Source organism: Filimonas effusa (genome assembly GCF_004118675.1).
Taxonomy (GTDB): Bacteria; Bacteroidota; Bacteroidia; order Chitinophagales; family Chitinophagaceae; genus Filimonas; species Filimonas effusa.
The window spans coordinates 353,760-380,626 of sequence record NZ_SDHZ01000002.1 but is presented as its reverse complement, the minus strand read 5'-3'; the positions used below and the strand labels follow the sequence as shown (position 1 = coordinate 380,626).

At 47.4% G+C, this 26,867-nt stretch carries 21 protein-coding genes; 6 read left to right on the top strand and 15 right to left on the bottom strand.

What is annotated here, in order from left to right:
• Positions 1-40 precede the first annotated feature (40 nt).
• Positions 41-760 (bottom strand): uracil-DNA glycosylase family protein, encoded by a 720-nt coding sequence (locus tag ESB13_RS12880; protein ID WP_129003899.1) that lies wholly within the window; start codon positions 758-760, stop codon positions 41-43.
• 40 nt (positions 761-800) lie between these two features.
• Here ESB13_RS12880 and ESB13_RS12875 point away from each other — a divergent pair, with 40 nt between their 5' ends.
• On the top strand, positions 801-1,694 hold the full coding sequence (locus ESB13_RS12875) for a hypothetical protein (RefSeq protein ID WP_129003897.1): 894 nt from the start codon (positions 801-803) through the stop codon (positions 1,692-1,694).
• Positions 1,695-1,799: 105 nt separating this feature from the next.
• Here the strand turns inward: ESB13_RS12875 and ESB13_RS12870 are convergent, their stop codons facing one another.
• Both ESB13_RS12870 and aspS read right to left on the bottom strand, forming a co-directional pair.
• Entirely contained in the window at positions 1,800-2,198 is a 399-nt protein-coding gene (locus ESB13_RS12870) for a hypothetical protein (RefSeq protein ID WP_129003895.1), read from the bottom strand.
• Between the two features lie 178 nt (positions 2,199-2,376).
• A complete protein-coding gene (aspS, locus tag ESB13_RS12865; protein WP_129003893.1) occupies positions 2,377-4,206 on the bottom strand; it encodes an aspartate--tRNA ligase in 1,830 nt (609 codons plus the stop codon).
• Between the two features lie 211 nt (positions 4,207-4,417).
• Here aspS and ESB13_RS12860 point away from each other — a divergent pair, with 211 nt between their 5' ends.
• Positions 4,418-4,639, top strand: a complete 222-nt coding sequence (locus tag ESB13_RS12860) for a hypothetical protein (protein ID WP_129003892.1) — start codon at positions 4,418-4,420, stop codon at positions 4,637-4,639.
• A gap of 406 nt (positions 4,640-5,045) precedes the next feature.
• Here the strand turns inward: ESB13_RS12860 and ESB13_RS12850 are convergent, their stop codons facing one another.
• Positions 5,046-5,582: a 5' nucleotidase, NT5C type gene (locus tag ESB13_RS12850; protein WP_129003890.1), complete on the bottom strand. Its 537-nt coding sequence runs from the start codon at positions 5,580-5,582 to the stop codon at positions 5,046-5,048.
• 85 nt (positions 5,583-5,667) lie between these two features.
• Here ESB13_RS12850 and ESB13_RS12845 point away from each other — a divergent pair, with 85 nt between their 5' ends.
• The 3 genes from ESB13_RS12845 to ESB13_RS12835 are packed head-to-tail and all read left to right on the top strand — an operon-like array spanning position 5,668 to position 8,807.
• Positions 5,668-6,417 carry a DeoR/GlpR family DNA-binding transcription regulator gene (locus tag ESB13_RS12845; protein WP_129003888.1) on the top strand — a complete coding sequence of 250 codons (750 nt, stop codon included), beginning with the start codon at positions 5,668-5,670 and terminating at the stop codon, positions 6,415-6,417.
• 39 nt (positions 6,418-6,456) lie between these two features.
• Positions 6,457-7,608, top strand: coding sequence for an MFS transporter (locus ESB13_RS12840; RefSeq protein WP_129003886.1), 1,152 nt, complete (start codon positions 6,457-6,459; stop codon positions 7,606-7,608).
• A 14-nt stretch (positions 7,609-7,622) separates the two neighbouring features.
• Complete coding sequence (locus ESB13_RS12835; RefSeq protein WP_129003884.1) at positions 7,623-8,807, top strand: MFS transporter; 1,185 nt, start codon at positions 7,623-7,625, stop codon at positions 8,805-8,807.
• 8 nt (positions 8,808-8,815) lie between these two features.
• Here the strand turns inward: ESB13_RS12835 and ESB13_RS12830 are convergent, their stop codons facing one another.
• The 10 genes from ESB13_RS12830 to pelA form a co-directional block, all read right to left on the bottom strand.
• Entirely contained in the window at positions 8,816-9,223 is a 408-nt protein-coding gene (locus ESB13_RS12830) for a hypothetical protein (RefSeq protein ID WP_246022532.1), read from the bottom strand.
• Positions 9,224-9,307: 84 nt separating this feature from the next.
• Positions 9,308-9,934, bottom strand: a complete 627-nt coding sequence (locus ESB13_RS12825; RefSeq protein ID WP_129003882.1) for a low molecular weight phosphatase family protein — start codon at positions 9,932-9,934, stop codon at positions 9,308-9,310.
• Positions 9,935-9,989: 55 nt separating this feature from the next.
• Entirely contained in the window at positions 9,990-10,838 is an 849-nt protein-coding gene (locus tag ESB13_RS12820; protein WP_129003880.1) for an arsenite methyltransferase, read from the bottom strand.
• Between the two features lie 56 nt (positions 10,839-10,894).
• Entirely contained in the window at positions 10,895-11,227 is a 333-nt protein-coding gene (locus ESB13_RS12815) for an ArsR/SmtB family transcription factor (RefSeq protein ID WP_129003878.1), read from the bottom strand.
• A gap of 216 nt (positions 11,228-11,443) precedes the next feature.
• Entirely contained in the window at positions 11,444-12,505 is a 1,062-nt protein-coding gene (locus tag ESB13_RS12810) for an NAD(P)/FAD-dependent oxidoreductase (protein WP_129003876.1), read from the bottom strand.
• Between the two features lie 19 nt (positions 12,506-12,524).
• Positions 12,525-18,785, bottom strand: a complete 6,261-nt coding sequence (locus ESB13_RS12805) for an alpha-2-macroglobulin family protein (protein ID WP_129003874.1) — start codon at positions 18,783-18,785, stop codon at positions 12,525-12,527.
• Between the two features lie 160 nt (positions 18,786-18,945).
• Entirely contained in the window at positions 18,946-19,818 is an 873-nt protein-coding gene (gene sucD, locus ESB13_RS12800) for a succinate--CoA ligase subunit alpha (protein ID WP_129003872.1), read from the bottom strand.
• A gap of 104 nt (positions 19,819-19,922) precedes the next feature.
• A complete protein-coding gene (locus ESB13_RS12795) occupies positions 19,923-20,714 on the bottom strand; it encodes an ABC transporter ATP-binding protein (RefSeq protein ID WP_129003870.1) in 792 nt (263 codons plus the stop codon).
• A 96-nt stretch (positions 20,715-20,810) separates the two neighbouring features.
• Positions 20,811-22,310: an IMP dehydrogenase gene (gene guaB / locus ESB13_RS12790; RefSeq protein WP_129003868.1), complete on the bottom strand. Its 1,500-nt coding sequence runs from the start codon at positions 22,308-22,310 to the stop codon at positions 20,811-20,813.
• Between the two features lie 56 nt (positions 22,311-22,366).
• A complete protein-coding gene (gene pelA / locus ESB13_RS12785; protein ID WP_129003866.1) occupies positions 22,367-23,533 on the bottom strand; it encodes a pectate lyase in 1,167 nt (388 codons plus the stop codon).
• Positions 23,534-23,720: 187 nt separating this feature from the next.
• On the opposite strand from pelA, the gene ESB13_RS12780 reads away from it, so the two are divergent.
• A complete protein-coding gene (locus tag ESB13_RS12780) occupies positions 23,721-25,739 on the top strand; it encodes a sensor histidine kinase (protein ID WP_129003864.1) in 2,019 nt (672 codons plus the stop codon).
• Here ESB13_RS12780 and dprA read toward each other — a convergent pair whose 3' ends face one another.
• A complete protein-coding gene (gene dprA / locus ESB13_RS12775) occupies positions 25,740-26,867 on the bottom strand; it encodes a DNA-processing protein DprA (RefSeq protein ID WP_129003861.1) in 1,128 nt (375 codons plus the stop codon).

Below are 26,867 nucleotides of genomic sequence, written 5' to 3'. Positions count from 1 at the left end.
GACGGTTTCAATTTAGTAAAAAAACACGAAACCCCGCGGTCTATTCTTCCAACACCCCGGCAAAGGCCTGCAAATATTTATCGATATAGTCCTGTTTCGATTTGCTTTTGTACTGTACGATAAACCTGGGATGTTCCAGCGCTACTATCTTTCCGAAGAACTGGTATTCTTCATTGAGGCGGCGGAGGAACTTTTCGTTTTTGCCTGTGCCAAAGCAAAAGCAGGTACCGGTATATACCCCGAGCGCTATTTGCTGGCGGATATTGTCTATGATAAAGTCGTAAACTGCGTCGGTGAGGGCCTGGCTGTCGTAATAGTTATAATTCACTTCCTTGCCATTGGCGGCGACGGAGGTAAAACCAAGCGGGCAAATGGAATGGATATAAAACTGGCTGTAAAACGCCGATGGTCCGCCGAAAGCGTTGATCATATCGTAAATGAAAACCGAAGAGGGCTCATGGGTTTCTTTGCCATTGTAGGCTATGCCGCATTCCGATTTAAGCCGTTTGGTATCTGTAAAGGGTACGCCGGTAACGCCGCTGCCAAAACGGCCTGGGTTGATGCCCAGGATCAGGTGGCGGGGATGGTGATCATCATAGAACTTTTTATAAAAGGTGGAAGCGATAGCAGGTACTTCGGGGTGTTCGCGGAATGGGTTCATGATACGGATACCCGGGGGCAGTTTGCCTTCAAAATGTACAGATTCATTAAAAGCTATCACCTTGTCGGCAAAGCTGGGCGTGTTCTTCCGTTGACTCATATCATGCTTTTGTGAGCATGCAAATTAGGTATATTGCGGCATGAAACAGCTTCAGCCCTTATTGCTGCTTTTGGCAGTATTTTTTACTCAATGCAAGTCCTCTGTGCCTGCTAAAAAGTTGCAGGAACCCATAAAAGTTGACCAGGCCAGTATTGTCGCCAGCCATGTTCATGTAAGTAGGTATTACGATGTCAGGTACGATGCAAACGGAGAGATCTATAAGAAACGCCTGGTGAAAACCTCTTATTATGACAGTGCGGGAAAAGCGGTGCTGGTGATAAGGCCGGTATATAATATCGATGCTTCTTTACCTCCGGGTGAGATCTCCGATTCCGCAACAGGCCGTTTCGACAGTACCTTCTATACTTATGACGAAGCCGGCAGGATCATTAAGACTGTGTCTCATTATCATTACAATATCGACCCCCGTGAGGGAACGGTTATCTATGTGTATGATTCGTTGGGTAACCAGGTAATGAAAACGGATATCACAGAGGGAATAGATACCAATGTACAACGCACCAATTATGTATATGAAGAGCATGGCAGGATAAAATACAGCGACAATATCATGATTGGCCGGATGTATGAATTAAGCCGCGATCAATCGAAGCGTACTGAGTATGCCTATGATAACCGCGGGAATATTGTAAAGATGGGAGATCAGGCGTTTCTGTATAATAAGGATGGCAAGTTAGTGCAGAGCGAAAGCAGCTATAAAGGTGTTGTTGTGGGAAAGAGTTTTTATAAATATGATGACGCCGGCAACTGTGTTGGTATTACCGGGTTGTATCTTAACGAGGAATCGAATAAATGGGATACCGCTGGTAACGGCGTATATACTTATGATAAGCGCAACTTACTGGTAAAGGGATTTGAGAAGGATTTTGACCGCAGTAGCGTTAGCAGAGGCTTTTTGTATGAATATGAATAATGGTATACGCTGATATTGTATGATAGTAGTAGCGGCGGTTATTTCAATAACCGCCGCTAATTTTTATACTGATTTGAAAGCAGGCTGTGTAGCTGCTGTATGGTTCTAGTTGCTATGAAAAATAATCGTGTCGCCGGTCTTTTCTATTTCTTCGAGGATGAAAAGGCTGTCATTGAAGTATTCCATTTCGGGGTCGGCATCTCCATAAAAGTCGAGCCGTATGGTGGATTCTTTTAGTGCTCCTTTATCGTAGGCGTTTTCAGCCCAGTCTTTATCGACTTGTTCCGCCGTTTCTCTGGCTTCTACGGCTACGTGTGATGCGGAGACAAGGGTGATATAGAAGTTGTAGCTATTGAATGAAATACGGAGCATGCCTGCTTCATCTACAATGACTGGTTTGGTGCTGTTTTTCATTCCCTCATAGCGGGCGGCAATATTGTTTTCAAGCGTTTCCAGGTCGATGGATTTGCCTGGCTTCAGGTAAGCTAAATGAGTGTAAGACATATGTAGCGGTTATTTGTTTCCTGTTGCGGTACAAATACTATTCCAGCATAGAAAGAGCGGTGGGCCGTATGGGAGCAATATAGTTGTTGATAACAGCTTAAGCGGGGCGCGGTTGGGCAAATAGGGAATATAAAAGAGGTTGCATCTTCCGATACAACCTCTTTTATAATTGATTGGCTTATTGCAAATTCAGTTTGATCTGTAATTCGTCGAACTGTTTTTGATCGATTGCTGCGGGGGCGTCGAGCATGACGTCGCGGCCGCTGTTGTTTTTGGGGAATGCGATAAAGTCGCGGATGCTTTCGCTGCCGCCGATGATAGCGCAAAGCCTGTCGAAACCAAAGGCCAGGCCGCCATGTGGTGGCGCTCCATATTCAAAGGCGCCCAACAGGAAGCCGAATTTGTCCAATGCTTCTTCATTGCTCATACCCAATGCTGCAAACATTTTCTCCTGCAGCTCACGCTGGAAAATACGGATAGAACCACCGCCAATTTCATTGCCGTTCAACACCATATCATAGGCATTGGCTTTAATGTTGGAATAGGGATGTTCCAGGTATTTTTCTGCATTCGCGATAGCCGGGTCGTTGTTGATCATCACCGGTATATCGGAAGGCTTGGGAGAAGTGAAAGGGTGGTGACGCGCTACCCAACGGTTTTCCTCTTCGGCATATTCGAATAATGGGAAGTCCAGTACCCATAACAGCTTAAATTCATCGGCCTTACGTAAGCCAAGTCTTTTGCCCATTTCGAGGCGTAATTCGCTGGCTGCTTTACGGGTGCGTTCTTCGCGGCCTGCTACTATCAGGAGGAGGTCGCCTGACTGTGCGCCGGCTGCTGTAGCTATCGCTTTCAGTTTGTCTTCGCTATAGAACTTATCTACGCTGCTTTTGAAAGTGCCGTCGGGATTACATTTGATGAATACCAGGCCCTGCATGCCTATCTGGGGACGTTTTACCCAATCGGTCAGTTCGTCGGTTTGTTTGCGGCTATATTCTGCACAACCGGGAACGGCGATAGCGATCACTGTTTCTGCATTGTCGAATACGCCGAAGCCGGCGCCATTGATCAGTTCACCTGTCGCTTCCAGGTTACCGGCGCGGGTGAAGGCTGATTTCAGGTTCAGCAACTGCATGCCAAAACGGATATCGGGTTTGTCGTTACCATAGTTCCACATAGCATCTTCCCAGCTCATACGTTGTACGGCATCGGAATAGTCGATATTCTTTACGTCTTTAAATACGCGTTTTACCAGGCCTTCGAACATCTGGAGAATGTCTTCCTGTTCAACGAAGCTCATTTCACAGTCGATTTGAGCAAACTCAGGCTGACGGTCGGCGCGGAGGTCTTCGTCGCGGAAACATTTCACTATCTGGTAGTAGCGGTCGTAACCACTTACCATGAGCAGTTGTTTGAATGTTTGTGGCGACTGTGGTAGTGCGTAGAACTGTCCGGGGTTCATACGGGAAGGAACCACGAAGTCGCGTGCGCCTTCGGGGCTGGATTTAATGAGAAACGGGGTTTCTATATCCATGAATCCATTCTCGTGCAGGTAGTTCCGGGCTGAGCGGCTTACTGCGTATCGGAGTTCGATATTCTTTTTGACAGCGTTACGACGGAGATCGAGGTAGCGGAACTTCATGCGAAGGTCTTCGCCGCCATCTGTTTCGTCGGTGATGGTGAAGGGGGGCACCGCGGATTTATTCAGAATGGTGAAAGACTGAACAGTGATCTCGATGTCGCCGGTAGGGATATTGGCATTTTTGCTGGTACGTTCTGTAACGATACCTTTTATTTGTATTACGTATTCCCGTCCTAAGGGAGTAGCATCCAGGAGCGGGCTTAATTCTTCGCCGAACAGCAGCTGCGTTATGCCGTAGCGATCGCGCAGGTCGATGAAAGTAATGGCCGCGCCTAATTTTCTTACTGTTTGTACCCATCCCGCGAGGGTTACTTCCTTGTTGATATCTCCTGATCTAAGTTCACCACAGGTATGTGAGCGATACATATATACTTCCTGGTTTTAATATGGGCAGCAAAGATAACCGATAGTTGCACGTAACCGCCTGCCGGCCGCCGATAATCCTGATTTTTCCGCAGGCGGTATGCTGGTTTTGTTGTGGAATGGCTGTTTGGTGCCTTTTGGGGTACTGGTTTGTCGTGAAAATGCGTTATTATTGTATAGAAGGAAACCGTTATGATATACGGCAGATGGTGCGATGAAACTGATTTTAGACATTCCAGATACAGAACAAGGTGCCAGCTTTTACAAGCGCGTAAAAGGCTATTCTTATGTAGAAAAGGCAAAAGTTGCTACTTCGGCTGATGTAAGAGCATTGGAAGAATTACACGAAGCCAGACAGGCAAACCGCCTTGCTGCCAAGGTAAAAGACGGTAAAGTAAAAACCCGGCCTGCACGCCAATTGCTAAATGAGCTATAGTGTTGCTACCATCCCGATCTTCGACAAGCAACTAAAAAAGCTGGTAAAAAAAATATCCCTCTTTAAAACAAGAGTTTTCCAACTTACTGGACAAACTGGAAGAAAATCCTCTTGAGATTCAAAGTATAGACCCATTAGGACATGATTGTTATAAGATCCGTTTAGCGATTGCATCAAAAAATGCAGGGAAAAGTGGTGGCGCACGTGTTGTTTACTACGTGCAAATAGTAGAAGAACAGGTAGTGCTTCTCAATATTTTTGATAAAGCAGATAAGGCCACAGTAAAATCTAAAGAGTTGCTTGACTTGTTGAAGTTCCTCAAAAGCGAATAAAATTCATTTATAAGCAACTAAAGAGGCCGTGTCAAAGGGTTGATACGGCCTCTTTCATTTGGGGCGCTGCCGGATCAGTTAAATAACTGATGGCCGGGGAGTAGTACGTCGGCTACATCGCGCCAGGTATTTACGCGGGTGTATTTATCGATAGTGGTATTGTGCGGTGAGGTGAAGAGGAGTTTTTCGCCGTTGAAATAATCCAGGTTCTTGAGATGGTCGTCGATCATGTAATCGCCGTGAACGAGTGCTTTGCTGCCGCAAAATGCGATCTGTTGCCAGGTGATGAAAGGGAAATGCTCCTGCAACCATTCGTATTTCTCAATAAGAGACTGGGGGAATTCCATGGCGGCGGATACGATGAATACTTCGTGTTCCTGGTTCAGCGCTTCTACTACTTTCTGCGCATCTTTCATCACCGGTTTATTACGGAAAAAGCCAGGGGTATAAAGGAAGCGGCGTGCCAACTCGTAATCGGGGAACATTTGCTGAACTGATTTTCCTTCCAGCGCTGCCGGATCAACGTTGTAACCTTCACGCTGAAACCAGGCGATAAACTGGGCTATTGTGTCTGCCATAACCTCATCCATATCGATAATAACTCTTGCCATAACTTGCGATTTGATGCAAATTAAGTGCAATAATTTGCGACAATTGCAATATTTGGTGTTATTTTGTAGTAAAATCTTGCATTTAATGTTGAAAGAAGAACGCCTGGACTTCATCTTGCAGAAGTTAAAACTGGATCAGAAGGTGAAGTTGGGCGAATTAAGCGAGGCGTTACAGGTGTCGGAGGATACGGTGCGCAGGGATATTGAATTGCTGGCCAACAATGGTTTGCTTACCAAGGTGCGGGGCGGCGCTATTCCTCATTCTCCCAATCTTCACAACTTCAGGGACAGGGTGCATGAGCTGGAAGCTGATAAGAACCTGATTGCGCAAAAGGCTTTGCAGTTACTGCAACCCGGCGATACGATCATGCTGGGCGGGGGAACCACTACTTATGCGCTGGCGCGGATGTTGCCGCATGATCTGCCGCTGACGGTGGTAACTAACAATGTTCCCGTGGTTACCTTGTTATGTGATCATCCTTCCGTGGACCTGGTGCTGGCCGGCGGACGTGTGCAAAAGGATGCGCAGGTGACACTTGGGGCAGAGGCATTACGCATGTTCAGCCAGGTGCATGTAGATCTTTGTTTTTTGGGTATTTGCAGTGTGCATCATGAGATAGGTATTACGATCAAGGATTACGACGAGGTAGAGGTGGTGCGTGCTATGATGCAATCGGCCAGCAGGGTGGTTGCGGTTACTACGTATAATAAGATAGGTACGGCTGAAACTTACAAGGTTTGTGATATAACGGGTATAGAAAGTATCATTACCGAGGTGGATAAACAGATGGAGTTGCTGATGCCCTATGCTGAAATGGGGATCAACATCATTTAATCCTTTCCCTTTTGAATTAACTTATAGAGGTCTACTATCATGAATTTTTCTTTATCCATTGATGCGAACCGTGGGTACCGCATAGCGGTGAGTGTGTTCTTTTTCATAGCGGGGCTTGTGTTTGCCAGCTGGGCCTGCCGTATTCCGGATATAAAAACCCAACTGCATTTAAGCGATGCGGGTTTGGGGAGCGTTTTATTTGCCTTACCGGTGGGACTGATGTGCAGTTTGCCTTTATCGGGCTGGCTGGTATCGCACCTGGGGAGTAAGCGGGTGATGCTTATCGGAGCATTGATGTATCCTGCGACGCTTGTGATGCTGGGGCTTACTGCTTCGGTATGGCAACTTGTTGTGGGGCTTGTGTTTTTTGGGTTGTTCAGTAATATGTGCAATATAGCCGTGAATACGCAGGCTGTTGGTGTGGAGGCTTTGTATGGCCGGTCTATTATGGCTTCTTTTCATGGACTGTGGAGCCTTGCGGGTTTTACCGGGGCGGCGATAGGTGCCTTGGTGGTATCGAAGAATATGTCGACGTTTACACATTTTTGTCTCATTTTTACGGCTGCATTGCTCCTGGTGTTGATGGCCCATCGTTATACCCTTCCTGAAGATGAAAAGTCGGACGAACCCAAGCCCATTTTCGTGGTGCCGGATGCGGCTATCCTGAAACTGGGATTGATTGCGTTTGGGAGTATGGTATGTGAGGGAACCATGTTTGACTGGAGCGGGGTATATTTTCAGAAGGTGGTAAAAGTAGAAAAGGAATATGTGACGCTGGGGTATGTTGCTTTTATGAGTACGATGGCTGGCGGGCGTTTTGCGGCAGACTGGATGGTAACGCGGATGGGCAGCGCTGCGGTGTTACAGGGTAGTGGTATTCTTATTGCGACGGGGTTGCTTACTTCGGTATTATTTCCGCACCTGGTGCCGGCAACCATTGGTTTTTTGCTGGTAGGTATTGGTGTTTCGTCGGTGGTGCCTTTGGTGTATGGCCTGGCGGGTAAGTCGAAGACGATGACGCCTGGTATGGCGCTGGCATCGGTATCCACTATCGGGTTTTTAGGTTTTTTGATAGGGCCGCCGTTAATTGGGTTTATTGCGCAGGCTGCCAGTTTGCGCTGGTCGTTTACTTTGATTGCTGTATTGGGCCTTGCTACAACGATGCTTGCTTCTCAGACTAAAAAAATGTAAGAGAGGTATATTTTATGTCATTATCAGTTTCCGGCGATGCTGCTCCGTCGCGATTAAAGATCAGGATAGCAGTCAGTATTTTCTTTTTTATTTCGGGTTTTACTTTTGCGAGCTGGGCTTCGCGTATTCCCACGCTGCAGAGCCAGTTACATTTAAATGAGGCGCAGCTGGGATCGGTGTTGTTTGCGTTGCCAATGGGACTGATATTAACGCTTCCGTTCACGGGGATGTTGCTGGGGCGGGTGAGCAGCCGGTTTGTGATGCTGGCCGGCGCGTTGTTATATGCTGCACTGTTGCCGGCATTGGGATTGGTGAACCAGGTATGGCAGCTGGTGGTATTACTTTTTCTTTTTGGCGCTTCGCGCAACTTTCTCAATATTTCTATCAATGCACAATCCGTGGGTGTACAGGCTTTGTACCAGAAGTCGGTCATTGCTTCTTTTCATGGCGTCTGGAGTCTTGCAGGCTTTGGAGGTGCTGCGGTAGGATGGCTGATGCTTTCATTACAGGTATCTGTTTTTATGCATTTCCTGGTTGTAGGTGTGCTGACGCTGCTACTGACTTTTTATTCTTTTGGCGATGCTCTTTCTGAAGATGTAAAAACCAATGTCAAGAAGCCACTGCTGGCCTTGCCCGACAAGCCTTTGCTGAAGCTGGGCCTGATCGCTTTTGCAAGCATGGCCTGCGAAGGGACGATGTATGACTGGTGTGGGATCTATTTTCAGAAAGTGGTTCATGTAACGCCGTCGCATATAGGAATTGGTTATGCCGGTTATATGTGTGCCATGGCAGCCGGAAGGTTTGTGGGCGATTCGCTGGTTAACAAACATGGCGTGAAGAAGATGCTGCAGCTATGCGGCTGTTTGATTGCGCTGGGATTGTTCACCGTAGTAGCTTTTCCTTATTTCATTACCGGGATGATCGGGTACCTGATCACCGGTTTTGGGGTATCGTGCGTAGTGCCGCTGGTGTTTAGTATTACGGGTAAGAATACAAAGATGGCTCCCGGTCCGGCTATAGCTGCGGTGTCGATAGTTGGTTATATAGGTTTCCTGCTTGGGCCTCCTGTGATCGGTTATATTGCTGAAGCTGCCAACCTGCGCTGGGCGTTTGCCCTGGTTGCGATCACTGGTTTTGGTATTACGTTACTGGCGGGTAAGGTGTCTGCTTCGAAAGCAGCGGTGCAAACCAACAAGTAAGGTTTGGCTTATAAGGTTTCTATTTCGTTTTTATTCTTTGGTTTCCAGTACAGATAGTAGTAAGCCAGGATGAGGATGCCCAGGCAAAACGGGATCATGGCCATGTGCTTATAGGTGAAGGTGCCGAAAACGATATGGTCGTCGAAATGGAGGAATTCGCTGATCATCCAGTAGCTGTTGGCGGCGATCCAGATGGAGATGGCGAGGTTATGACAGAGTTCGGATACCAGCTGGCGGGTGCGCCAGGCGATGACAATGGAGATGATAAGTGTGGGGAAGATCATGATAATCCCCAGCGGTTTCCAGATCATACACCAGCTGATATCTTTAAACAGCCAGAATACGATATGCATGTTTTCCATGCGGCGGTAACTAAGTGGAATCCGGTAATCGGGCTCTACTTTTTGCTGACTCATAAGCACAAGAAGTTTTACTAGCGTGCAAAGATATAAGACTGCTTTCTGCGCGGAATAAATTCGTTAAGATAATTTCAATACTGTTCAGCTTTTTCTTATACCGGAAAAAACATAGAGCATTTCAACTGCAATGTTTTTGCCTCTTTCAGCGTATACCTGCTCCTGCTGTGGCGTACCGTCGGAAGCTTTCGGGTCGTTGTACGGGATGGCAATTCTGGCTGTGGCACCGGGAACGAAGGGGCAGCCCCGGTCTGCGCTGGAGCACGTCATTATAGCCGCAAAATCTGCCTGGGGATTGGGGGTGTCCATGAATTTTTTTGAAAACGACCTGATAATGGGCAGGTGATCGCCCAGCTTTACGTTATATACCGGGTTTTCGCCGTTTTTAGCCGGCATTATGTGAAAACCTGCGTTGGACAGGGCTTTTATGGCGTTTTGATGAAAGGCTGTTACTTCTGTACCCCCCGAATAAGTTTCTACGTGATCGATGCTGTAATAGGCGGCAGCAGCGGCAGCCCACAATTGAGCGGTATGGCTGCGCCGGGAATTATGGGTGCAGATAAACACCAGATATGATGGTTTACCTGCACCTGTCCTTTCTTTTACAAAAGCGGTCAATTTTTCCAGTGCATCTTTTCTTTCAGCTGGGATAAAGTCTATTTCTTTTTCTGCTTCTTTGAGATAGCTCACAATTGTAGGGTAAAGCTGCATGGCTTGTTTATTTATGAATGTCAGGAGCAGCGGTATGGGAGGTACCTGTTTTCTATTAATTGCAGCAGCCGGGTGCACAGCAGGGCGCTGCGGCCTCATCGGGCTTTTCTGCATATACTGTTATGCTATAAATGCCCGTATTACCGCTTTTAAATGCCGCTATTTCTTCTGATGATAAATAGCCGGAGAGAATATCGTTTGGTATGATGATCGCTTTTTCTTTTTGTATGGTGATATTGGAAAAACCGTTTGCAGCGATCAGCTCCATATATGCCTGCTTTTGAATGGCGCCGGATACGCAGCCGGCGTACATTTCGGCAGCATGTTGTATGTTGGTGGGCAGATGTCCTTCCAACACGATATCGGATATACTAAAGTGGCCGCCAGGCTTTAAAACGCGGAAGATCTCTTTAAATACGCCGTCCTTATTGGGTACGAGGTTTAAAACACAGTTGCTAACTATTACATCAGCTGTATTTGCCGTCACCGGCATCTTTTCGATGTCGCCCTGCCGGAACTCTACGTTATTAAAGCCGCGTACTTCTGCATTATAACGGGCCTTTTGAATCATGGCAGGTGTGAAATCGATACCGATGACCTTTCCGGTTTCACCTGCTTCATGGCGGGCTATAAAGCAGTCGTTGCCGGCGCCGCTGCCCAGGTCGATCACCGTATCGCCTTTTTTTATCTGTGCGAATTGCGTGGGCAGGCCGCATCCCAAACCCAGATCGGCGTTGGCATTGTAGCCTTCAAGCGCGGTATAATCGTCGCTCATAATATTGTACACTTCTGTTGAGCAGCTGCCGGCGCCGCAGCAGGAGGCTTGATTCTCCTCTTTATCCTGTAAGGCAATTTCGCTGTATTTCTGCCTTACCATGTTTTTGAGTTCCTGATCTGTAGGCATGTTTTTTTATTTATTGTATAATTGCAATATTGCGATGGTTGTAAGTAAAAAAAATGTCAGCAACATTTTTCTCCTGTCAGATTCACTTCCTTAAAGAAACCGGCAAACAGGTCTCTGTACTGGTTCCATACTTTAGGGTTGATACAATAGCAAACGCTCGCCCCTTCGATAGCGCCCTGAATAAGGCCGGCTGTTTTCAGCTCTTTCAAATGCTGTGAAGTGGTTGCCTGTGCTAATCCCAGTTCTTCTACCAGATCGCCACATACACAGGCATTCTTTTTAACCAGGTATTGCAGGATGGCAATACGGGCAGGATGTGCCAATGCTTTAGCCATATTCGCTACCTGGTTCTGCTGTTTGGTGAAGAGATCTGATTTTGTTGCTCCCATATCGCAATATTACGATGGTTGTTTGAGACGAACAAATATTTCTGATCAAGCTGCGACAGGCTTAGTTTTAAATTATGAGCACAGGGAGGGCTTGATTAGGAGAGCAGGTTTGCGCATGTTTTACTAGAGGAGAGGCTGACCTGGAGAGCCGGCTTCCCTGGGTTATTGTCTCTGGGGAAGGCCTGATTTCAGCGTTGCCAGGCCTCCCTGTTTTTTTTATTTGAGGATGCCGCTAAAGCGTTGCACGGAGGCGGACGCTATTACCGGTTCGTTATAGAGCGTTTCTCTTGCCAGCTGTTTGGCGAGGTAGGGCGCCAGGGAACAGCCTTTGGTGCCCATTCCATTGAAGATACCGGCAGTGGGGTGCAGTGGATGAAAGCCTGCAAAAGGCCTGCGTTCTATTGTGGCGGGCCTGATGGATGCGATATGGTCGATGACGGAATAGTCGCATTTGAGCAGGAGTTCGAGCTCTGCCATTTTCCTGTTGCGGAATGTTTCGGAGGGCTGGTCGTCGGTGAAGTGGTTGTCGTAACTGCTGCCCACCCACCAGAGGTTATTGTACCAGGGGACCAGGGTGGTGATGCCGAATTTATAGATGTGTTTGAACGGAAGGCCGGGGATGTCGGCTATCAGGGCTTCGCCTTTGTTATAACTGTAGGGAAGCTTTGACCAAAGCGGATGCTCAAAGGTATCTATCCCATTACAGAAGAAGACCTTTTTTGCTTTTATGCCTTTATAGCTTACATGGCTGGGCTGGATCTGCAATTGCGTGTTGTCGAACTTTTCTTCCCAAAGGGTGTGATAAGTAGCTAGTTGCTGCCGCCAGCCTTTCAGGAGTTTATGCAGGTGAATAAGCCATACGGGCGTGATCTCTACTGCACCGTTCCTGAAGTTGAAATACTGGTGATACAGCTCTGTTGTTTCAATTGGAAGGGGTTTGACGAAACCAGGACCTTCTTCCATTTTTTTATTATAGGCTTCCCGCATTTGTTCTGATGGCGGGAAGGCGTAGATGCTGCATGGCTCTACCAGTTGTTCGCCTATATGTTCGCCCAGCTGGCTATAGCTGTCCCACGTGAAAGGGATCAGTTCTTCGGCAAGCCATGTGGTTACTACCTGGCGGCCTGTAACGGGGTTGATGACGCCGCTTGCCACTTTGGTAGAGGAGAAGGGCCTTGGTTCATCTATTATCAAAAGTTTTTGTCCTTCCTTACTTAGTTCCCAGCTTAAAAAGCTGCCGCAGATGCCTTGTCCTATGATGATATAATCTACTTCCATGTTTGCAAAGATATATTGCTTATTGTTTTACCTGCAGCTGCCTGCTTTCGCTGTGGCTGTTAAAGGATGGCGCATACATACAGGAGGCGGTTGCAATGCCGGCGGTAAAGGTGCCTTCGTGCGAAAGGTATACCGGGTAGCTAACGATATAGGTTCCTTTACGTAAATGGTCTATAAAGAAGCTGGTGCTGGCGTCGTTGTTGGCTTCGTAGTAGCCGAGGCCTTCGGTCCACTTGTAGCCGCTTAGTACATCAACGGGCTCCATGGTGGCTGCGCGCATGTCTTTGAGGTGTACGTAATCCATGTCCCTGTCGGCTTTTAATACCAGTTGGACTACTATCCTGTCTCCTTTTTTCAGTGTTGTGTTTGGGGCGATGTCTTCCAGTGTATTTTCTTTTTCAGTTGTTTTTTGCAGGAACAACTTCTTTTCTATCGATAATGGATTGCCGGCGGGGGCAGTGATCTTGTTCATGTCTTCGAAATACTGCCAGTATATTGCTCCATAACTGATGTTGGACTGGTTACGTGCATCGGGTATTTTGGCATAGGTGCTTACTTTGATATTACCCATGGCAGGGGTTACTGCTGCGCCTTCTATTCTTTTGGAAAAATAGCCGGTTCCGGCTTCGGTGGACTGTTGTGCCGACTGGATAGTTGTATCTCCTATTTGTATGGTCACCTGCCTGCCGCTGTTCAATTCCGAGATGTCGGCGAGCAGGGCATAACATGCATCGGCAGTAGCTGTTGTGGTGCCCCAGTTGTTTGTTTGCTTGTTAAGGACCAGCCAGGTGCGCATTTCGCGGTAGAAGCTGTCTAGTTTGGATGCTGTATATCCTTTGCTGATCTCGGCAACTGCCATCATGATGGCCGACTGGTGCTCTATAGGAGAGGGGTGCCAGAAGCAGGTGATCCGATCTTTCCAGTACATGCCGTTTTCTTTGTCTGCAATAGCATGTTCGAGGATGGATGGCAGGATACGGTCTTTGGCTACGGCACCTTTTTCGTTGCGATATAATACTGTTGCCAGTAATGCTTTATTATAATTGTTTTGTTTCATCCAATAGGTGGATGCCTGTGTAAGCAGGAACTGGTATGCTGTTTTGTCTTTGAAAGGTATGTTTTTAAAGAAGCTGCGTGCATACAGGTACTGGATGGCGCCTGAACTGAGGTGGTTTTGTTTAAGATCGGCTTTACGGGTGATGAGCTGTTTGTATTCTTCTGCAGCTTGCCTGTCGATGTATGCGATGGCTGCTGTGCAGATGTTATTCGCCCCTTTGTTGAGAGACAGGGCGCCAAGTTTTTGCAGTTTGCCCATGCCTGTTACGATGTACGTGGTAATGTACCTGTCGGGCTGTCCTCCTTTGAACCAGCTGAAGCTGCCATCCTGCTGCTGCATTTGTTGCAGCTGTTGCAGTGCCGCAGATGTGTTGGTATTGGCATCGGTTATGAAAAGTTTTACGAGCCGCTGTTTTTGTTCTCTTTCGTTCTTTGCTTCGTTCACCCATGGGGTTTCGGTAAGCAGCAGTTGTTTTAGTGATCCCTCTTTTTCAAGATTGCTCAACAATGCGGCAGTATCTTTTTGCCAGAGGCTGAAAGCGTTGCTGAATGTTGGTGAGCGATGGATCAGGAAATGCGCCAGCCTGTTTGCATAGAACCTGTTGAATGTTTGTTCGGCGCATTCATAAGGATATTCGACAAGGTAGGGCAGTGATTGCAGGGCCTGCCATGCCGGATTGGTTGTGTATTCTATTGTCAGTGATTCGGTTTTTAACGTATTGCTTTGTTGTTGTAATGTCAGTGATTCGGTTTTTAACGTATTGCTTTGTTGTTGCAATAGTTTTTCGAGGCGATAGTTTTTCGTCGTATTTCCACTTAGCTGCAATGGCACTGTTTCGGTAACCAGTGTGCGGTTGGGCAGTACGGGTATTGTATTCTCTTCGCCATCGCTGAAGTTTCCTGCTTCGGCAGTGATGCGGTAGGTGATAGCCTGCTGATAGTTTGCAGGAATATTTAAAGGGAATGCTAATACCGAAGACTGACCTGCGGCGGTGTTGAATTGCCTGCTGGCTGTGGTATTGCCAAGGACTGCGTCTATGGTTTGTAATGTGACAGGATCGAGGAGTTCGAGTTTTACGTGGCCGCTTAGTGCTGTTGTATCGAGGTTGCTGATGGTGGCTATTAGTGTCAGCTTGTCGCCCTGGCGTATGAAGCGCGGGGCGTTCACCTGTGCCATCAGGCTTTTTTGTGTAGTGATGGTTTGTTGCTGTGTGCCGAATGCCAGTGAAGGCGTGTGTGCGAGGCTTAACCATTTCCATTGGGTGAGTGCTTCGGGTATGGTAAAGCTGAAGGTGTAATTACCTTCTTTGCCGGCGTATAATTGCGGGAAGAAAAATGCGGTTTCGTTGAATTGTCTTCTTACCTGTATGGGCATTCCGGGGTTGCCGTTTTCAGCAGATAGATCCGGGGTTGCTTCTCTTTGGGCTTCCTGCGGATTGTTTGCGGAGAATGTTTTCAGTTCCATAGAGGCTTGTTTCATCGCTCCGGCAGGCATTGGTGCAGGCATTGCGAATGATCCTCTTAGCCTGGCAGATCTGTTATCTACTTCTTTATCGTAAGAGACGGCAGGTGGAGTGAATTTCACCATTTCTGTACCCCTTACGTGCGATGAAGTAACAGGAGCATAGCTGATCTCTTCTCCTACGATTAGTTCGTTAAAATCTGAGATGCTTGTGGCGAGCTTACTATATTGGTTATTGTAATAGGCCTGGAAGTCGTTTTCCGGTGCCGGGAAATAAGGTTCGCTGCTTTCCTGGCTTTCAAAGTTGTTGCCGTTTTGCCAATTCCACTGGTAATAACCTGAGGCGGGCCAGTAATCGGGTATCTCCCATGCATGCTGCCGGAACTGATCGAGGGAGGCGTCGTACATGGCTGTCAATAATTCGGCCTGTGCGGTAGTAGCGGTGTCTGTTTTTACCTGGATGCTCCAGGTTTCTTTGCTTCCTGGTGTTGTTTTATCCCTGAATGTTTTATAAGAGACGTTCAGTGTTTTGCCTGGATAGGCTACTTTGATATCATTGTATGTCGTGTACATACGATTGTTGTACACAAAGGCACGTGCTATTCTAAAACCTCCGCAGTCTTTGTCCTGGATGCGGATGGTTTGCTCTGTTTGTCCTTTTTTTATTTTATGATAGCTAAAGGGAGCTGGTTCGTTCTGCCCCTGTTGCCTGTATTCAATGACAAAGCGTTCATTTACGCTGCTGCCGTTTAATAAATGCAGGGAGTCGCCGGGTGCATAATTACGCTCTTGTGGATCATAGCTCCAGTTATAGTCCGCGAATGGCAGCTCTTTAGCTGATCTGTCGAAGATGCGGATGTATTTTATGTCTTTGATAGTATCGTTGTTGTTATCTGTAACACCTGCTTCAATGACATACCATCCGGCTGGAAGGGAACGGTTAAGTGTATAAGCCTGTTTGCCGGCTGTTGAGAATACGGCTTTAACTGTGGCTGTTTTTCTTGGCCATGTATCCCTGTTGTTTTCGTCTTTATATTCATCGTTAGGGAAGTCACGGATATATTCGTTATAGCTCATGACAAACTGGTCGGGCTGGTCCCAATACCTTTGCCTGATAAGGCGTTGCGGGGCTTCGAGGGGAAAGACCGTGATACTTACGTTAGACGGGATCGTTTTTCCGGAAAGGTTTTCGACGCTTGCGGAGATCTGTGTAAAGTTTTTTGTGTCGGCGATATCGGGAGTGTTCAATGTTACCTGTAAAGGAGTGTAACCTATACTGATAGTATTAAGACCTTCCCTGGTTTCGCCACTGAGGTCGGTTACGGCTGCAGTGGCTTCGAATGTGAATACGGGCTTTATATCGCGTGCGATATTGAGGTTGGGGCTTGCCGGGAATTTTATGGTAAAGGCGCCCTGTTCATCGGTAGTAACGATGCCGTTGATGATATTGGTCTTTTGGATAAGCGGCAGCCTGTTTGTTTTAATCAGCCATTGGTATGGGATATGTGCCTGGCGGGTAATGCTATAGGTTACATTTGCATTAGCTATAGGGTTACCTGTATATGCTTTTGCTTTACCGGTAAGGATAATGGTATCGTTTAGTTTATAGCTGCCGGGGAGTGTATCGAATGAAACATAGAATTTAGGGCGTTTATATTCTTCGACCTGGATGGTGGTGGCGCCGTAATAGGATGTAGCACGAGGGAGTGTTTGAGATGTACGGGTCAGGATGTTGTAACTGCCTGTAAGTGCCTGGGCCGGCAGTTTAAATTGTGCGGTGAAGGAGCCATAGGTATTGGTAGATACCATAATGGAATCGATAGCCGTATAACTGCTATTATAAAGGAAAATTTTTATAGAGTCGTTTGCCGGGCGGATAGCAGGTTGTTTGTTGCTGCTGCGTTGTGTTACTGCTATTCCTTTCAGGAAAACAGTATGACCAGGGCGATAGATGCTTCTGTCTGTAAAGAAATGCACCCTTACATTTTCTGCAGTCTGTTGAGGTGACCCGGATCTGTTTTCATAGTAGGAGCTGGCTTCCAGGACGAGCGTATCGTTATGCCAGGTTAATATTGTTTTAGCTGCTCCATTTATTTTCTGTGGCTGGAAATAGCCGTTTTCATTCGTGCGAAACGATAGTGTGGGCTTATCCTTTTGTGTACCGGTTTTGGAATCCCAATAGGTGGGTGTAATAAGAACATTACATCCGGCAAGTGGTTTTCCTGTTTCGCGGTCGAGGACAAAGTAGCTGTTATTGCGATAGATATAACTGATGTTTGTGACGTCGAACGGTTGTATCGACAGTTGTTCCGGTTTTTTTGAAAAGCTGCTATCGGAGCTGGTTACCAGGATGTACCTGCCAGCCGGTAATGCGTCGAGCTTTATTTCCACGCTATGTTTCTGATAGTCGTTTGTAGCGGGCAGTGTTTGAGAAAACTGTTTATAAGCCGGCAGAGCCAGCAAGCTATCTGCTATTGCTGGTTCGTACAGCTGGTATTTCAGGTTTGCATCGGGGGATGCGTTATAGCGCAGGAGCCTGCCATAGAGGGTTGTGGTGTTTTTATAAGAAACGTACAGGCGGAATGGCTGGCCGGGGATATTGATCTTTTCGGCGATGGTTGAGAGCTTAGGGCAGGTTATGCTGTATAACAATTGCCTCATGCCGGTCCTGGTTTGACTTTCGGGGTACGGGCGTGCCAGTTGTTCTTCTATGATGGCTTTGGCCCTGCTATAGTAGTATCGGTTGGCGGTATCGGTGAGCGGGTTATAGCCCGTAGCTTTTACCGCATAATAGTTTGCTATCTGAAAGTAGGCGCCGGCGGCTGCAGGTTCGTTATCATAGCGGCTGGTTATTGCATTCAATGCATTGAGATAAAGGCTGTCTCTTTGCGGGTCTGACGGCTGGCTGAGGTTGAAAGCCCATTGAATACGGTCTATGTCGAGATCGAGCAGCGCTGCGGGATTGGGATCATTCAAGTGATGCTTTAGCAGCAGCTGGTAGTATTTTAAAGTTTTTGAGAGCTGATCGGAAGGGCCGGATACTGTGAAATCGTGATTGACGAATGTTGCAGCGGGCAGGAATGCGGCTTCTGTTATTTTGCCGGGTTGGAAATTGAATGATATGGCGCTGGCCAACCGGTAACTCTCCAGTGCTTCGCGGAGTAAGAGGTCGTAGAGGTCGCGCTGGATTGTTGAATCAACGGTTCCGCGTATTATAACAGGAGAATAGCTGCTGATCGTTGTTGTTTTCAAAACCTGAGCGGGCGTCAGGGCTTCTTTCCAGAGGCTGTCGATGACCTGGTAAAAGCGGGTGGCCGACCATTGGGTAAAGTCGGCTGTAGTATCATTGGATATTGTTTGACGTCCCCTTATTTTCCAGCTATATTCCTGGTAGGCTATGGAATATTCTTTTGCCAGCAGGGTTTGCAGGATGCTTTTTTGCGGGATGCTGAATGCTTTGGGGATTTCATGTTGCAGTCCGGTGATGCGGGAAGAGGCGCTGTTATCGTTGTCGCTGAGGCTGGAGGTAAGTTGGAGCTGGTAGATCAGTGTTTTGATGATCTGGGGTTCATTCTTTTGCTGATATGCCTTGTTATAAAGGTTTTTTACTTTTGATAAGGTTGATTTAGGCAGATCTGCTTTTGCATACAGGCTATCGATTTCCCGCCATTGATTAGGGAAGCTATCGGTGTGTTGCTGTGCAGATAGTTGGAAAGACGACAGTAAGGATGCTATCAGGCATACCAGGAAGCTGTTTTTCATTCAATAGACTTTTTGCTTAGCGGAAGTTAGATCAAAGAAAGTCAATTCTATTGTTTTGGGATGTTAAATGGGCTGAAAAATGGTGTGGGGGTGGGGGAAAACAATAACGCCCCGGATGTTCCGGGGCGTTATTGTAAAAAGCTATACTGTGTTAATATGCTTATTTTTTGAGTGCGGCAGCCATTGTTTTTCCGATGTCGGCCGGGCTGGCTACTACGTGGATACCACATTCGCCCATGATCTTCATTTTAGCGGCGGCAGTATCTTCTGCGCCACCAACGATAGCACCAGCGTGGCCCATACGGCGGCCGGGAGGCGCTGTTTGACCTGCGATGAAACCCACTACAGGTTTTTTGAGGTTGTCTTTGATCCAGCGTGCAGCATCAGCTTCCATGCTACCACCGATTTCACCGATCATGATGATACCGTCGGTTTCGGGATCTTCCATCAATAATTTTACTGCTTCAACGGTAGGTGTGCCGATGATAGGATCACCTCCGATACCGATAGCTGTGCTGATGCCTAAGCCAGCTTTCACTACCTGGTCGGCAGCTTCGTAAGTTAAAGTACCAGACTTGGATACGATACCGATACGTCCTGGTTTGAAAATGAATCCGGGCATGATACCCACTTTAGCTTCACCAGCTGTGATAACGCCAGGGCAGTTAGGACCAACCAGGCGGGTAGAGGTACCCTGGAGGTAATTTTTTACTTTTACCATATCCTGGGTAGGAATGCCTTCTGTAATACAAACTACCAATGCAATTCCTGCATCAGTGGCTTCCATGATGGCATCTGCTGCAAAAGCCGGCGGAACAAAAATAATACTTACGTCTGCGCCTGTTTCTTTTACTGCATCAGCTACTGTGTTAAATACTGGCTTGTCTAAATGTGTTGAACCTCCTTTGCCAGGAGTTACACCACCAACTACATTGGTGCCGTATTCAATCATCTGAGAAGCATGGAATGTACCTTCTGTTCCGGTAAAGCCCTGTACTATGATCTTTGACCGCTTGTTAACCAAAACTGCCATGGCAAATCTTTGATTTTAGGTTTGAGAATGGGCAAAAGTAGCTCAATCAAACCAGAAAAAATATGAGGAAATTTATATTTTAAAGGTAAGATTGTTGCTTAATGTCATTGATTATTAGCCGGAGATTCCCCTTTCTCTTCCAGCATTCTCATTTCTTTGGCGCCCTGAAGGAATTCTGAGGCGAAAATGAACTCGTTGAGGAGCTTGTCTTTGCTGAAGATGATGTCTTTGTTCGAGCCTTCCCATTGTTTTTTACCCTGGTGCATATAGAAGATACGGTCACCGATTTCCATTACGCTGTTCATGTCGTGGGTAACGACGATGGTTGTAATGTCGTATTCCTCAGTGATTTCCTTGATGAGGTGGTCGATGAGGAGGGAAGTTTGCGGGTCGAGGCCTGAGTTGGGCTCGTCGCAGAACAGGTATTTGGGATTGAGAACGATTGCGCGGGCGATTCCGACCCTTTTCTTCATACCGCCACTGATCTCGGCCGGAAATTTTTTGTTGGCGTCTTTGAGGTTTACCCTGGCGAGTACCTCATTTGCTTTTTTCCGGCGTTCCTTATAGCTAAGGTTGGAGAACATGTTTAACGGAAACATAATATTTTCTTCCACGGTCATGGAGTCGAACAAGGCGGAGCCCTGGAAGAGCATTCCAATCTGCTGGCGGAGCTGTTTACGTTCTTCGTCGGTCATTTCGAGCATATTCTGCCCGTTGTAGAGGATTTCTCCCTGGTCGGGTTTGAACAGGCCTACCATACATTTCGTAAGAACGGTTTTACCGCTGCCGCTGGCTCCAATGATCAAATTACATTTACCTGCTTCCATCGTGGCTGTAACGTCGTGCAGTATTGTTTTTTCTCCGAAGCTTTTTTTGACATTCCTTATTTCAATCATAGTAGGTTGTTCGTTTTAACAGGGCGGACCGTATTACTTAATATATATAAGTTCAATTCTTATGCCGATACGTGGTACCGGCATAAGAATTTGAGGCTATTTCCTGCTATAATTGGGAGATTCTTTAGTGATTTCGACGTCGTGGGCGTGGCTTTCGCGCATACCTGCGTTGGTAATTTGAACGAAAGTAGCTGTTTGGAGGGCTTTGATGTCTTTAGAGCCGGTGTAGCCCATTCCTGCGCGGAGGCCACCTACGTACTGGGTGACCACTTCGCTTAGGTGTCCTTTGTAGGCGATACGGCCTTCGATGCCTTCGGGCACGAGTTTTTTGATGCCGTCTTCCATATCCTGGAAGTAGCGGTCGCTGCTGCCTTGCTGCATGGCGCCGAGGCTACCCATGCCGCGGTATTCTTTGAATTTACGGCCTTCGTAAATGATTGTTTCTCCGGGGCTTTCTTCTGTTCCGGCGAAAACGCTACCCATCATTACCACGTTGGCTCCTGCGGCGAGTGCTTTCACCATATCGCCGGTGTAGCGGATACCGCCGTCGGCGATAACGGGGATGTTACGTCCTTTGAGGGCGGTTGAGGCTTCTATGATGGCGGTGAGCTGGGGAACGCCTGCGCCTGCCACGATACGTGTAGTACAGATGGAGCCGGGGCCAATACCAACTTTAACGGCGTCGGCGCCTGCGTCGGCGAGGGCTTTGGCGCCTGCTGCGCTGGCGATGTTACCTGCGATAAGCTGGATGCCTTTGAATTTTTTCTTCAGGGATTTTACAGCTTCGATCACGCCGATGTGGTGGCCGTGGGCGCTGTCGAGGCTCATCACGTCGACACCTACCTGTTGCAGGGCGTAGGCCCTGTCGTGCAGGTCTTTAGTGATGCCGAGGGCGGCGCCTACTACGAGGCGGCCGTAGCCGTCTTTTACGGCGTTGGGGTTATTGATCAGCTGAATGATATCGCGGTAGGTGATGAGGCCTATGAGTTTGCCCTGTTTATTGACTACGGGGAGTTTTTCGATCTTGTATTGGCGGAGAATTTTTTCCGCTTTTTTCATATCGGTGCCTTCTGGTGCCGTGATGAGGTTTTCTTTTGTCATGACATCGACCACTTTTTTGCGCTTATCGGTTTCGAAGCGCAGGTCGCGGTTGGTGATGATGCCTATGAGTTTGCTGTTTTTGTCGACAACGGGGATGCCGCCGATCTTGTTTTCTTTCATGAGGCGGAGGGCGTCGCCGATGGTGGCGTCTTCCTGGAGGGTAACGGGGTCGAGGATGAGGCCGCTTTCGCTACGTTTTACTTTTCGCACCTGCTCGGCCTGTCGTTCGATGCTCATATTTTTATGGAGGATACCCATACCGCCTTCGCGTGCCAGTGCTATAGCCAGGGTAGCTTCAGTAACGGTGTCCATTGCTGCGGAGAGCATGGGGACGTTGAGGTAGATATCTTTTGTTAACTGAGAACGGATGTCCACTTCGCGGGGTAATACCTGGCTGAAAGCGGGCATTAACAACACATCGTCAAATGTAAGGCCTTGGCCAAAAAATCTTGTTTGTGCTGAGGTTTTGCTAGAGGGAGTAATTCTTGTTGCCATGTGCAAAGATAAGAGGATTTTTATTTTTACAAAATCGGGCTCTTATCTCTGCTGTTTTACAAGAGGTTTTTTTGTCTCCAGGATTCGTATTTATCGAGTATTTTTTTAGGTGCGTCGGTATACCAGGCATAACCTACGCGGCGTTCTCTTTCTACTTCTGCGAGGCTGTAAACGACCTTGCTGTCGCGGTTGCAGAACAGGGGGCGATGTGTACCGAGTTCGTAATAGCGTGTCCAGATGTCGGGTGCGGTGCTATCGGCGACTACTATCCTGTCGGTTCTCAATGTTTTGCCAAAGATGCCATCGTTTGCTGCCGGCGCCTGTATTGTTTCGATCCTGATACCATGGATAGCGGATTGCCGGAACCAGGCTACTGCCTGATCTACGGCTTTGATGATGGCAGGAGATGGGTTTTTGATGCTCATCAATAGTTGCAGGATTTTAACGCTTTCGGCATTACAGATGGATGGCGGTTCAAATTTTCGTGCCCAGGCCGGAGCGAGGGTGACTTCATCGTGTTGCTGGCACCATGCTGTTGCCACTCCTTTTTCGCGGATCTGGGTATTGAGGATGCAGTCGATGCCTTTGTTGAAGGCGGATTTTATTCTATTGCGTTGTGTGGAGGACAGGAAGTTATAGAGGGTATCGCCGTCGGTGATGCTTTTGAATAAGAACATTACACCTGCCATGGCATCGTCGTTATAGGTGATGTGGCTGCTGTAGTTTTTTTCCAAAGGATAATACTGGGGCCAGCCGCCGTTGCGGTATTGTGCTTCGAGCAGATAATGAAGGCCTTTGATGGCAGCTTCCTTATAGCTGTTGTTCTTTGTAACCGCATAGATCTGAGCCAATGCTGCTACGTGTGTGTAGCTGGTGCCGTTATCGATAGTTGTATTGAGCTCGCTTTTATTTGCTATTAGTGTATCTTTTTGTTTGGGTGTGAGGATGGCGAGCATATCGTAGTTCTTTGGCCAGCCTCCGTTCGATTTTTGATAGAGCAGGATGTTTTGTCCTATTGCATCCAGATCGGTAGAGGCGTATTGCGGGTGACCGGGAGCGGGCTGAATCATATTATGTTTATCGGGGATGCCGTACCAGTGTCGTGATGCATCGCCGAAGGGAGACATATCGAGCGCCACTGCTTTTGTTTGTGCCTGTGCGGAGCAGGTTAAAATGAAGGCGCTGCCGAGCAGGAGGGTTTTGAAAGCTGAGATATTACACATGGCCATTATCGTGTTTCATCAAAAATATTGAATTCTGCGTTCCTATCTGAAACTAAGGGTTGTATTGTATTTGTTTGTGATAAATTCATAACAGAATATGGCAATGTCGTTAATTTAAAATATATTCACTGTGTTATTTCCGGTTTGTCATGAGTGCATACCTTTCTTATCCAACTTATCCTCTTCGATGCAAAAAAAGTTTCTCATGCTTGCCTGGTTGCTGGCACTATGTGCCTGCCGGCATATAGCTACCCAGATGAAAGACCATCCTATTATCATAGATAGTTTGCTTGTGAAGGCCGATGCGCGGATGGAGACGGACAGTGTTGCGGCTATTTTTCATGATATCGATGTTTTTTATCATAAGATGGATGGCGCCGGGATTGGTGATCTTTACAGGAAGTATGATTTTAAGCGGAATTATTATCACGAGAAGGGCGAATACCAGCTGGCAATGGTTTATGTTGACAGTGCGCTGGGGTTACTGCAAAATAAAAAGTTGCAACGGCAATATTACCGGGAGTATGTAAATATTAATCTTCATAAAGGGGATATACTGCTTGCGCAGAAGCAGTATAATAATGCTTATCAATATTATTATGCCAGCAAGGTGGCGATGGAGGAGACTTCGGATAGTTGTTTTTACAGGATCGCTACGAGTAATTTCAGTGGACGGCTTGGTACTGTAAGCTACCGGCAGGCTAAATACCGGGAGGCTTTGGGCTGGTATAAAGAATCGGCTGAGAGTGCAGACCTCTGCAAGGAGAATTTTGAGCTGTTTGCTGCGCACCAGGGAACGCTGGATAATATAGCCTTGTGTTATACACGGTTAAGAATGCCTGACAGCGCTTTGTATTATTATCATAAGACATTAGCTTTCATAACATCGCGGGAGGCGCAGTATCCTAATAAGAGCCAGTATGTGGCTATGGCCAGGGCTGTAGTATATGGTAATGAGGGGGATGCCTGGCTGCAGAAGGGGGATACTGTTAAGGCTATCGATCTTTACAGGCAGAATATAGCGATCAATAGCCAGAAGGGGTATTACAATGGAGATGCGCATATCACCAGGCTTAAACTTGCCGGGGTGTTGCTGGCTCTTAACAGGCTGAAGGAAATGGATGTAGTATTGCGCGAGGTAGAAGCTCACCCGGAGCAACTGCCTTATGAGGAGACTTATGTGCTGCTGCTTAAAATGCGGCTATTGTATCATAACCAGCAGGGGAATCCGAAGCAGTCGCGTTTTTATTTTGACCGGTACCTGCTTGCAAAGGATTCGATAGATATGAGTAAGCGTGAGCTGGCGGGTGCTGATTTCAACAGGGAATTCCAGAATTTAAAAACGGAGTATCAGCTGCATTTTCTGGCTGAAAAGGAGCGGCGGAGCACCATATTCCTCCTGCTCACAATTGTAGTGACCTGCACGCTGGCGGCGGTGTCGTTACTGATCTATTATAACCTGCGGCAATCGAAGAAAAACGGGCTTCGTATCAACCTGCAGAATGAACAGCTTGAGGCGACGCTCGAGGCGCTTGCGAACAGCAACAGTAATTATAAGCGTGTGATGAAGGTGATGGCGCATGATCTTAAGAACCCTTTGGGGGGAATCAGCGGGATCTGTAATTTTTTATTGGCGAGATCTGTACTGGAGCCCAGGGAGCAGGAGATGATAGCGCTCATGCGTGATTCAAGTGTACATGCGCTTGAGATCATCGAGGATCTGCTGGATGCCAATATTCAGAAAGGCAGGGAGCAATCTGAGAACGCCATTGACCTTGGCCTGCTGATAAGTCAGTGTGTTGACCTGCTTCGTTTCAAAGCAAAGAATAAACAGCAGCAGATCATTTTAAAAGTGCTGCCTGGTACTATTGTGAAAGCTGATTATGATAAGATCTGGCGGATTGTAAATAACCTGATCGTAAATGCGATTAAGTTCAGTCCTTCCGGAGAGCGGATCTATGTTGCGCTGGATGTATTTCCGGATCATGTTCAGGTATGTGTTCAGGATAATGGTATGGGCATTCCTGAGGAAATGCGGGAAAAGATATTTGAGGGGGCTGCGGGGCGTGAAGGTACTTCCGGCGAACAGACCTATGGTCTGGGGCTCAGCATCAACAAAGAGCTTGTTGAAGTATATGGTGGCGAGATATGGTTTGAAGCGGTTGTGACGGGTGGATCTGCGTTTTATTTTACTTTGCCATTATAGTTATGATAAGTGCCGGAGCAGGGATGGCGGCAGGGTGTACCTTTTTCCCGGGAGGGAAAGGATCAATCCCTTTAATTCCATTTGAACAAGCAGTGTAGACACGTTGCTTAGGTTGCAGGTATTATAGAGTTCTTCGAGGGTTATTATTTCGTGTTGCCGGCAGCAATCAATGACAAACTGTTCTTCTGCGCGCAAAGTGTTGAGGGTAGTGGTTAATGCAGGTTCCGGCGGCTGGTTATGGGGCCAGCGCATCATCTGAAACAGTTGTTTTGCGCCGGAGAGAAGCGCTGCCTTATTGTCGGCAATAAGGGAGAGGCATCCTTTGCTTCCGGGGTCTGTAATTCTTCCTGGTATGGCGAAGACTTCACGGTTGTAGCTGCAGGCGAGTTCTGCGGTTATGATGCTACCTCCTTTGGTGCCGGTTTCTATCACGATTATGGCGTCGGCCATGCCTGCTACAATACGGTTTCGTTTCGGGAAGTTGTATTTGTCGGGCGCTACATTCCAGCAATATTCGGTAAGCAGGCCACCTGCGTGCAGCATGTCTTTGGCGAGGTGGCGATGCTGGGAGGGGTACACGGTATCGAGGCCGTGCGCCAGTACGCCCACTGTGGGTAAGCCTACCTGTAATGCGGTTGCATGGGCTATGGCATCGATACCCATAGCCAGTCCGCTTGTGATGAGGAGATCATTTTCTGCCAGTTCGGCAAGATCTGTTACCAGTTGTTGGGTGATATGGCGTCCATAGCTGCTGTTTCCTCTTGTGCCGATAATACTGATGACCTTATTACTGTTGAGGTTGGCATTTCCTTTAAAATAAAGCAATACGGGTGCATCGGGGCAATGGGTAAGGCGTTGGGGATAAGCGGGGTCTGTTATAAACAGGGGTGTGATGTTATATTTTTCGATGAACCTGATCTGTTGTTCTGCTGCTTCGAAGTTGTTGAAATGGCGGATAGCCGAAGCTCTTACTTCGCCGATATAGCCAATGCTGCTCAACTCTGTTTTGCTGGCACGGAAGATTGCTTCCGGATCGCCAAAATGGTTGATAAGCATGCGCGCCTGAACAGCACCGATATGAGGTACGAGGGTTAAGGCTATCTGTGATAGCAGGGCTGTGTTTTTCAT

What these genes read in the sequence shown, in the direction of transcription:
- ESB13_RS12880 (WP_129003899.1), bottom strand. Translation starts at nt 760, where the DNA reads ATGAGTCAACGGAAGAACACGCCCAGCTTTGCCGACAAGGTGATAGCT.
- ESB13_RS12875 (WP_129003897.1), top strand. Translation starts at nt 801, where the DNA reads ATGAAACAGCTTCAGCCCTTATTGCTGCTTTTGGCAGTATTTTTTACT.
- ESB13_RS12870 (WP_129003895.1), bottom strand. Translation starts at nt 2,198, where the DNA reads ATGTCTTACACTCATTTAGCTTACCTGAAGCCAGGCAAATCCATCGAC.
- aspS (WP_129003893.1), bottom strand. Translation starts at nt 4,206, where the DNA reads ATGTATCGCTCACATACCTGTGGTGAACTTAGATCAGGAGATATCAAC.
- ESB13_RS12860 (WP_129003892.1), top strand. Translation starts at nt 4,418, where the DNA reads ATGAAACTGATTTTAGACATTCCAGATACAGAACAAGGTGCCAGCTTT.
- ESB13_RS12850 (WP_129003890.1), bottom strand. Translation starts at nt 5,582, where the DNA reads ATGGCAAGAGTTATTATCGATATGGATGAGGTTATGGCAGACACAATA.
- ESB13_RS12845 (WP_129003888.1), top strand. Translation starts at nt 5,668, where the DNA reads ATGTTGAAAGAAGAACGCCTGGACTTCATCTTGCAGAAGTTAAAACTG.
- ESB13_RS12840 (WP_129003886.1), top strand. Translation starts at nt 6,457, where the DNA reads ATGAATTTTTCTTTATCCATTGATGCGAACCGTGGGTACCGCATAGCG.
- ESB13_RS12835 (WP_129003884.1), top strand. Translation starts at nt 7,623, where the DNA reads ATGTCATTATCAGTTTCCGGCGATGCTGCTCCGTCGCGATTAAAGATC.
- ESB13_RS12830 (WP_246022532.1), bottom strand. Translation starts at nt 9,223, where the DNA reads ATGAGTCAGCAAAAAGTAGAGCCCGATTACCGGATTCCACTTAGTTAC.
- ESB13_RS12825 (WP_129003882.1), bottom strand. Translation starts at nt 9,934, where the DNA reads ATGCAGCTTTACCCTACAATTGTGAGCTATCTCAAAGAAGCAGAAAAA.
- ESB13_RS12820 (WP_129003880.1), bottom strand. Translation starts at nt 10,838, where the DNA reads ATGCCTACAGATCAGGAACTCAAAAACATGGTAAGGCAGAAATACAGC.
- ESB13_RS12815 (WP_129003878.1), bottom strand. Translation starts at nt 11,227, where the DNA reads ATGGGAGCAACAAAATCAGATCTCTTCACCAAACAGCAGAACCAGGTA.
- ESB13_RS12810 (WP_129003876.1), bottom strand. Translation starts at nt 12,505, where the DNA reads ATGGAAGTAGATTATATCATCATAGGACAAGGCATCTGCGGCAGCTTT.
- ESB13_RS12805 (WP_129003874.1), bottom strand. Translation starts at nt 18,785, where the DNA reads ATGAAAAACAGCTTCCTGGTATGCCTGATAGCATCCTTACTGTCGTCT.
- sucD (WP_129003872.1), bottom strand. Translation starts at nt 19,818, where the DNA reads ATGGCAGTTTTGGTTAACAAGCGGTCAAAGATCATAGTACAGGGCTTT.
- ESB13_RS12795 (WP_129003870.1), bottom strand. Translation starts at nt 20,714, where the DNA reads ATGATTGAAATAAGGAATGTCAAAAAAAGCTTCGGAGAAAAAACAATA.
- guaB (WP_129003868.1), bottom strand. Translation starts at nt 22,310, where the DNA reads ATGGCAACAAGAATTACTCCCTCTAGCAAAACCTCAGCACAAACAAGA.
- pelA (WP_129003866.1), bottom strand. Translation starts at nt 23,533, where the DNA reads ATGTGTAATATCTCAGCTTTCAAAACCCTCCTGCTCGGCAGCGCCTTC.
- ESB13_RS12780 (WP_129003864.1), top strand. Translation starts at nt 23,721, where the DNA reads ATGCAAAAAAAGTTTCTCATGCTTGCCTGGTTGCTGGCACTATGTGCC.
- dprA (WP_129003861.1), bottom strand. Translation starts at nt 26,867, where the DNA reads ATGAAAAACACAGCCCTGCTATCACAGATAGCCTTAACCCTCGTACCT.